Here is a 6,359-nt window from a genome sequence, read left to right on the forward strand (position 1 = left end):
GGACCTCGGGCGAGTAGCGATTTGCCATTTTGCTTTTCGTCATAACCATCATCCTTACTTAAGTTGATGGTCTCCGACAAACCCGGAGCGATTCAGACCGTTCGACGTTGTTCTGCGGTTCTTTAAGCTTCAGATGCCATCAAAGGCCGAAGACAGGCAGTATCCATATCGGAGCTTTCAACCACAGCGGCGACGGGAATGGCTCGATATTTTTGGCGGCATCCGTATTTATCGAGATAACTTTGGTGTGAGGCCCTACGGGGAGCCAAACAGCGGCGCCTATGACTGGTTATCGCTTGGTCAGCGTAGGCGGCGAACCCAGCTGCGCCCACACGTCTGAACTGGCCAGTCCCACCGCAGAACATTGCGGGTACTGTGAACATTTCGCGCATCGAAAACAGTGTGCTTGTCGATCAGTCAAACCGCGAAGGCATAATCGAAACGGAAGAATTCCGCGTATTCCAGTCTATCATTCTTCGGTTCGTTAATGAACTTGAAAGGGACCGGAGCCGTGTTCTCTACAACCTACTAGAGACTTTCAAGGTCGAGAACGCAGACAAACAGGTGCTTTCAGAAGGGCTGAAACTGGCTCGGGAGATCGAGGCAAAGCCTGAAAGCTCCTCAGACGATGTTCGCAAGCTCGCTCAAACTGTGACGGTCCAAGAGAACCGTAAGCGCCCGGTAGCTACCGCAGTGGAATGTCCTTGACGCGTGCGATGATGTCGGGATCGTCAACGAAGTCCTCGAGGAAGCCATGCCATTCCTCGACCGACACCCGGGCAGACATGAGCATGTCCCGGAGTTCGCCGATACCATCGTCTGTGAGGGCCGTTTGGTAGTTGTCGTGATCGACTTGGACACTGACAATACTGCCGTAGGAGAGGTTGTCGTCGTTGCTGACAATGGCTTCGAGAAGGTCCAAATCCTCTCCAAGCAGGCTGGCGACGTGGCTGATCAAGCAGACATGGGTTGTCGCAGCCATCAGGCTGCCTCGCTTTCAGGTTGGATTCTCGGCTGCCAGTTCCATGGGAGCAGTTCGTCGAGCCGGTTGATCTTATGATCGTGGATGCGGTCGAGGACGTCGGCCAGCCAAGCCTGCGGGTCCAGTCCGCTCATCTTCGCCGTCTCGATCAGCGTCATCGCCCGCGCCAGAGTCTCCCCGCCACTGTCTGAGCCGGCGAAGAGCCAGTTGCGGCGGCCAATCCCGATCGGGCGCATGGCGCGCTCGGCCGGGTTGTTGTCGATGCCGATACGCCCGTCCTCGAGGTAGAGCTCGAAGGAGGACCAGCGGGAGAGTCCGTAGCGGAAGGCCTTGGCGAGATCGCCTTTGCCCGGAATGCGGGCGAGTTGCGCCTCGGCCCACGCCTTGAAGGCATCGACCTTGGGCCTGGAATGCTGTTGCCGCGCCGCCTTGCGCAGTGCGGCGGGCTGACCGGCGATCTGCCGTTCGACGTCGTAGAGTTTCCCGATCCGATCGAGCGCCTCACGTGCGATCTCCGACTTGGTTGCCTCCCAGACATCGTGGAAGTCGCGGCGCAGGTGGGCCCAGCAGGCTGCCTCGCGGAACTGGCTACTGCCGTCCGCGCGCCGCTCATAGAGCTGACCGAAGCCTGCGTAGGCATCTGCCTGCAGGATGCCGCTGCTGGCTTGCAAGTGTTGCCGGGGATGGTCCCCTTTCCGGTCCGGGGAGAAGCGGTAGACCACGCCAGGCGGTGCGCTACCGGCCCAGGGCCTCTGATCCGAGACATAGGCCCAGACCCGACCTTGCTTGACCCCCTTGCCGAGGCCGCGGTTGCGACGGGAGCGGTCCAAGACGCGGATGGGTGTGTCGTCCGCATGCAGCACGGGCGCCGCCATGACCTCGGCCTCGATCCTTTCGATAACCGGTTCGAGCACCTTCATGGCGCGGCCACACCAATCCAGCAGCGTGCTGTCGGGCACGTCCGCGCCCATGCGGGCGTAGATCTCGTTGAGGCGATAGAGCGGGACGTGGTCATCGAACTTCGAGACCAGGACATGGGCCAGAAGGCCTGGCCCGGCCATGCTGCCCGGGATCGGACGGCTCGGGGCGGCGGGCTGCACCATCTTCTCGCACCGGCGGCAGGACTTCTTCACCCGCGCGATCTGGATCACCTTCATCTGCGCGGCGACCATGTCGAGCAGCTCGCTCACATCCTCGCCGACCACACGGAGGTCGCCCCCACAATCGGGACAGCAGGTGCCGGGATCGAGCTCGCGGCGCTCACGAGGTGTCTCGTCCGACACCCTCGGCCTGCGGCGGGGCTTCACCTCGGCGGCGCCGGTAACGGCGGCTGGAAGTTCGGCATCCTCTTCGTCAGCGGGTTCATTGCGTTGCTCGGCGGCCGAGATCAGCAGGTCTTCCAGCGCGAGCTCGAGTTGGGCGATCTCCCGTTCGATCTTTTCCGACGATTTGCCGAAGGCCTGCTTCTGGAGCTTGGCGATCCGCAGGCGCAACGCCTGGACCAGCTGTTCATGAGCCTGCAACGTGGCCGACATGCGTGTATTCTCCGCCTGCAGGGCGGCAATCAAGGCCTTCAGAACGGCGGGATCGTCAGAGAGAATGTCGGCATCGTCGGACATGCCGACAGATACCATGCGGCATCCGGAATGGCCAACAAAACAAGGAGTTTCAGGGAGATAATTTACCCCACGCGCGCAGGCGGTGCGCCCCAGTCCGGACGCCGCCAGTCGATGCCTTCCCAGAGCATGGCCAGCTGCGCGGAGGTGAGCCGGGCAACGCCGCCCTCGGTGCCGGGCCACGGGAAACGCCCGCGCTCAAGCACCTTGTAGTAGAGGCAGAAGCCCTGGCCATCCCAATAAAGCAGCTTGAGCCGGTCGCCTCTACGCCCCCGGAATGCAAAGACCGCGCCGCTTGCAGGCTTCTGGCGCAGAACGTCCTGTGCCATGGCCGAAAGACCCGCAATGCCCTTCCTCATGTCCGTGGCGCCGCAGGCGAGGTAGACCCGGACACCCGTTCCCGGCCCAATCATGCCGCCTCCACGGCCCTGATCAGACGGGTCAGAGCTTCCCCATCCATGCCGCTGTCAAACCTCAGGCACCGTCCGTTGGCCAGCCGTAATTCCACCGGAACCGGCCGGCTCGGCCTGGGCGCTGCAGCCGCCAACTCCGGGAAATCAACGGGAAGGAAATGAGCACCGTGACCGGGCGACCAGAGACCCTTTTGCTTCAACTCCCGTCGCCACCTGTAAATCTGAGAGCGAGTTACCTCGTAGCGCTGAGCGACCTGAGTCACCGTCGCGCCGTCAGCCGCCGCCGCCAGCACGACCTCGAGCTTCTCGTCGTCACTCCAACGCCGACGTCGCTCAACGCCAAGAACTTCGCCCAGCATGACCCCTCCATCTAAGACACGTCGCAAAGGACGTCGTTATGCACGTATCTTAGATCACGTAGCCTCCAGCCGGCAGGCGGTCTCAATCGGGCCGTTACGATCATCCGCGCGGGCGGAAAGGGCCTGAATCACGTCGAGGCGCTGTTGCGCCAGCGTGGGGTGGATATGCCCCGCGTAATGCCACCCAAGCGACAGGACGCAGCCAAGTGCGGCCATATGCGGTTGCTGGTGCTGGAAGCCCTCAGGGACGGCCCCAAGCCGCTCACGGGCATTGCGGAATATGTCAGCGCCAGAAGGCCAGAGATAGACTACAGCATTGCCTATACGCGATGTGGGCAATGTCTGGCCAAGCTGCGGAATGCGGGGTTGGTTAAGCGTGAGGGGCGGGTGTGGCTCAGATTTTGATTTATTGCCGTGCAACAAGCCACATCAATTCCTTTTGGTAATCCGTCAACAAACTGCCTAATCTCGGATGTGACCTGTTTGGCCAACACGCGAAATTAGACGGCCCCCACAGCAAATTTACTCGATACGAATCCTGAATGTTAAATCGCGTTGCTGCGGGAAGACCCATTGCATTTAGATCAGATACATTTTGAACAATTAAGTCCTTACCTTCTCTGGTTAGAAGCTTTAGGTTCTTTGTCCCATATGCAATATTTAGGGCTATTTCGTTTGTTTTTTTGTTTTGGTAGACATTCATTACAAGACACGGACGCACACTGGGAACGCCACCCCGAGGATTTGACTCGGGGTATATTCCTGTAACAATGTCCATTGCTGAAGGTGGGTTATTTACCCACTCAGGCGTGGATAACCTGTCCGATACCATCGACAAGTTCCCAATCGCCATTTTTCACGTCTACGCCACGCTCCTTGCGGATCGCATCAACCACTTCTCCGACAATATCGTCAGAGTAATCAAAAGCTTCAGGCGGGAAGCTATGGAAACCGCCATTGGCACTGCCAATGGTTGCTTTTGCTTTCTTCGCCATGTGTTTCTCCTCAACGTTTCCCATGATATACGCTCAAAGCCTTACAAATCAACCGATTCTGGCTTTTGTTAGGCAATGATTTAAATGGCACTCCCTAACGGGAATTTAACCAAACGCGCGAATCACACTTTTTAGTCTTAAACCATACAGATATTCGAAAGAAAACAAGGGTGGCGATAAGTTGCGCACCTGTGACAATTTACGCCGCCCGCTGCCAATACCCTTTCCAGTTCCGGCTGACCGGCGCACCCATCGCGTTCGCCACCAGACGGTGCGCCAGTTCGCCGTTGTCAAAGCGGCGGTTGTCCTCAAGCCAAGCGGCGTGGTTCGCATACTGGTGCAGGTATTGCGGGCTGACGTGGTGATGCTGACCCGACACCATGCGGCGCAGACGCGAGAAATAGCTTTCCACCATGTTCGTATGTTTGCCGTGGTCGCTGTAGCACTCGCTGTGGTTCACGCGATCAACCGCCCAGCCAATGTGCAGCATGTCCCAATGGCTTGCCTCATCGGCTGACATGGTGGCCATGCGGCAGACGTTCTCGTTTGCCAGTGCAACGCCTTCGCCCTCATTGGTGCTGACGAAAGGCAGGGTGCGGCCTACACGCTCACGCATGGCGATCACCACGCGGCGCTTGCCGGTCTGGTGGGCTTTCAGGCGACGGTCCTTGCGGTCTGCCTTGAGGTTCTCGGGGCGAATGTGACCGCCAAAGTATGCACCATCAATTTCGACGTGACCTTGCAGCACTTCGCCGGTCTGGACCTCTTGCGCCATCGCCTCACGCAGCTTGTGCGCCAGAACAAAGGCGGTCTTGTATTGGCAGTCCAGATCACGGGAAAGCTGGATCATGGAAATGCCTTTGGCACCGTTCACGATGATGCAGATCGCGGCCAGAAGGTCTACGAAGTCCATTTTGCGGCTGGCGAAGATGGTGCCAGAGGTAACGCTGAACTGGTGCGCGCATGCCTTGCACTTGAATTTGCGGCGGGTGGTGATCTGGTAGGTTTCATCATGGCCGCAACGCGGGCAAACCGCCTCGCCATTCGTCTCGGGCCAGCGCATTTCGCAAAACGTCTGGTAAGCCGCATCCTCGGCCGCCTTGTAAATCTGGCGGATGCTGAGAGTGCGGGATGCTGCTGAGAGAAGGAAGTGTTGGGCCATTTTATACTATATCCGTTATCTACATATCGAATATAGTATAGTGACATACTGTTTGCAATAGGTTATATACTAAATACGTTAGTTTTTACATCATGGGTGATACATGCCAACGCAAACAGAATGGGAAAAGATGGCCGCAAACCTTCTTAAGGCAGAATTGAAACGTCAGGGGGTGACTTATGCGCAACTTGTTGAAAAGCTGGCTGGCATTGGAATCAACGAAAAGGAAGTGAATGTTGCCAACAAGCTATCCCGAGGGAAGTTTAGTGCAGCGTTCATGTTGCAATGTCTAAAGGCCGTTGGATCATCGCAGTTGCATTTGGACTAACTATTGCAACGTCATTGCAGGCCCAAGAGCAAGCAGGCAGCGCTAACGATAGGTCCAACGCAAAGCAAGAACCATCCCACAGCCTGCCTATTCCGCTTCCGGTTCAAATCATCGAAGACGATGAAGCCTCCGAGGCCCGCAAGGCCAGCGAATCCGAAGCCACTCAGCGTGAGAAAGACGATCTTGTCGCCCAGCAGGGAATGAACGCCGCTACGCAAGCCATGAATGAGGCTACCCAGAGCATGAAATGGGCTAGTTGGGTTTCCGCCGGTCTCATTGCCGTCGGCACGTTTCTTCTTATTTGGACGCTGCAACGTAAACATCCGCCGAGGGCCGCGGTCAGGCAGCCTTGACCTGGTGCGTTGCTGCGTTCCATTCCCACGGCAGCAGTTCGTGCAGGCGTGAGACGGACATGTCGGAGATGCGGGCGATGACGTCGGCGAGCCAGGCCTGCGGATCGATGTCGTTCAATTTTGCCGTGCCGATCAGGGAATACATGGCGGC

At 58.1% G+C, this 6,359-nt stretch carries 11 protein-coding genes; 3 read left to right on the top strand and 8 right to left on the bottom strand.

The features are described from left to right. Positions 1–375 precede the first annotated feature (375 nt). Entirely contained in the window at positions 376–708 is a 333-nt protein-coding gene (locus tag BSG08_RS18995; RefSeq protein WP_093039410.1) for a hypothetical protein, read from the top strand. Here the strand turns inward: BSG08_RS18995 and BSG08_RS19000 are convergent. The 7 genes from BSG08_RS19000 to BSG08_RS19030 all read right to left on the bottom strand — a co-directional run bounded on the left by BSG08_RS19000 (position 686) and on the right by BSG08_RS19030 (position 5,527). Further along, positions 686–982: a hypothetical protein gene (locus BSG08_RS19000; RefSeq protein WP_093039411.1), complete on the bottom strand. Its 297-nt coding sequence runs from the start codon at positions 980–982 to the stop codon at positions 686–688. The two genes, BSG08_RS18995 and BSG08_RS19000, sit on opposite strands and share 23 nt — an antisense overlap. After that, positions 982–2,601 (bottom strand): IS66 family transposase, encoded by a 1,620-nt coding sequence (gene tnpC, locus BSG08_RS19005; protein WP_175544843.1) that lies wholly within the window; start codon positions 2,599–2,601, stop codon positions 982–984. Before tnpC ends, BSG08_RS19000 begins: the two co-directional genes overlap by 1 nt. Positions 2,602–2,663: 62 nt before the next feature. Further along, positions 2,664–3,011 carry an IS66 family insertion sequence element accessory protein TnpB gene (gene tnpB, locus BSG08_RS19010; protein ID WP_093039413.1) on the bottom strand — a complete coding sequence of 116 codons (348 nt, stop codon included), beginning with the start codon at positions 3,009–3,011 and terminating at the stop codon, positions 2,664–2,666. Further along, complete coding sequence (gene tnpA, locus BSG08_RS19015; RefSeq protein WP_093039414.1) at positions 3,008–3,370, bottom strand: IS66-like element accessory protein TnpA; 363 nt, start codon at positions 3,368–3,370, stop codon at positions 3,008–3,010. Before tnpA ends, tnpB begins: the two co-directional genes overlap by 4 nt. 54 nt (positions 3,371–3,424) lie before the next feature. After that, entirely contained in the window at positions 3,425–3,586 is a 162-nt protein-coding gene (locus tag BSG08_RS19585; protein ID WP_175544842.1) for a hypothetical protein, read from the bottom strand. A 587-nt stretch (positions 3,587–4,173) separates the two neighbouring features. Continuing rightward, positions 4,174–4,365: a hypothetical protein gene (locus tag BSG08_RS19025; protein ID WP_093039416.1), complete on the bottom strand. Its 192-nt coding sequence runs from the start codon at positions 4,363–4,365 to the stop codon at positions 4,174–4,176. Between the two features lie 199 nt (positions 4,366–4,564). Further along, a complete protein-coding gene (locus BSG08_RS19030; RefSeq protein ID WP_093039417.1) occupies positions 4,565–5,527 on the bottom strand; it encodes an IS1595 family transposase in 963 nt (320 codons plus the stop codon). A 130-nt stretch (positions 5,528–5,657) separates the two neighbouring features. Between BSG08_RS19030 and BSG08_RS19765 the strand changes: the two genes are divergently transcribed. Both BSG08_RS19765 and BSG08_RS19040 read left to right on the top strand, forming a co-directional pair. Further along, positions 5,658–5,855, top strand: a complete 198-nt coding sequence (locus tag BSG08_RS19765; RefSeq protein ID WP_245770759.1) for a DUF6471 domain-containing protein — start codon at positions 5,658–5,660, stop codon at positions 5,853–5,855. After that, complete coding sequence (locus BSG08_RS19040; RefSeq protein ID WP_139274607.1) at positions 5,813–6,208, top strand: hypothetical protein; 396 nt, start codon at positions 5,813–5,815, stop codon at positions 6,206–6,208. The genes BSG08_RS19765 and BSG08_RS19040 overlap by 43 nt, the downstream gene beginning before the upstream one ends. Here the strand turns inward: BSG08_RS19040 and BSG08_RS19045 are convergent. After that, the coding region (locus BSG08_RS19045) for a transposase domain-containing protein (protein WP_139274600.1) at positions 6,195–6,359 on the bottom strand (165 nt) is incomplete at its 5' end. The genes BSG08_RS19040 and BSG08_RS19045 overlap by 14 nt on opposite strands.

It is taken from the genome of Roseovarius azorensis (assembly GCF_900109455.1).
In the GTDB taxonomy this organism is placed as follows: Bacteria; Pseudomonadota; Alphaproteobacteria; order Rhodobacterales; family Rhodobacteraceae; genus Roseovarius; species Roseovarius azorensis.

Excerpts from the sequence above, each read along its gene's own strand:
- BSG08_RS19040 (WP_139274607.1), top strand. The coding sequence starts at position 5,813 with ATGTCTAAAGGCCGTTGGATCATCGCAGTTGCATTTGGACTAACTATT.
- tnpC (WP_175544843.1), bottom strand. The coding sequence starts at position 2,601 with ATGTCCGACGATGCCGACATTCTCTCTGACGATCCCGCCGTTCTGAAG.
- BSG08_RS19585 (WP_175544842.1), bottom strand. The coding sequence starts at position 3,586 with ATGGCCGCACTTGGCTGCGTCCTGTCGCTTGGGTGGCATTACGCGGGG.
- tnpB (WP_093039413.1), bottom strand. The coding sequence starts at position 3,011 with ATGATTGGGCCGGGAACGGGTGTCCGGGTCTACCTCGCCTGCGGCGCC.
- BSG08_RS19765 (WP_245770759.1), top strand. The coding sequence starts at position 5,658 with ATGGCCGCAAACCTTCTTAAGGCAGAATTGAAACGTCAGGGGGTGACT.
- BSG08_RS19000 (WP_093039411.1), bottom strand. The coding sequence starts at position 982 with ATGGCTGCGACAACCCATGTCTGCTTGATCAGCCACGTCGCCAGCCTG.
- BSG08_RS19025 (WP_093039416.1), bottom strand. The coding sequence starts at position 4,365 with ATGGCGAAGAAAGCAAAAGCAACCATTGGCAGTGCCAATGGCGGTTTC.
- BSG08_RS19030 (WP_093039417.1), bottom strand. The coding sequence starts at position 5,527 with ATGGCCCAACACTTCCTTCTCTCAGCAGCATCCCGCACTCTCAGCATC.
- tnpA (WP_093039414.1), bottom strand. The coding sequence starts at position 3,370 with ATGCTGGGCGAAGTTCTTGGCGTTGAGCGACGTCGGCGTTGGAGTGAC.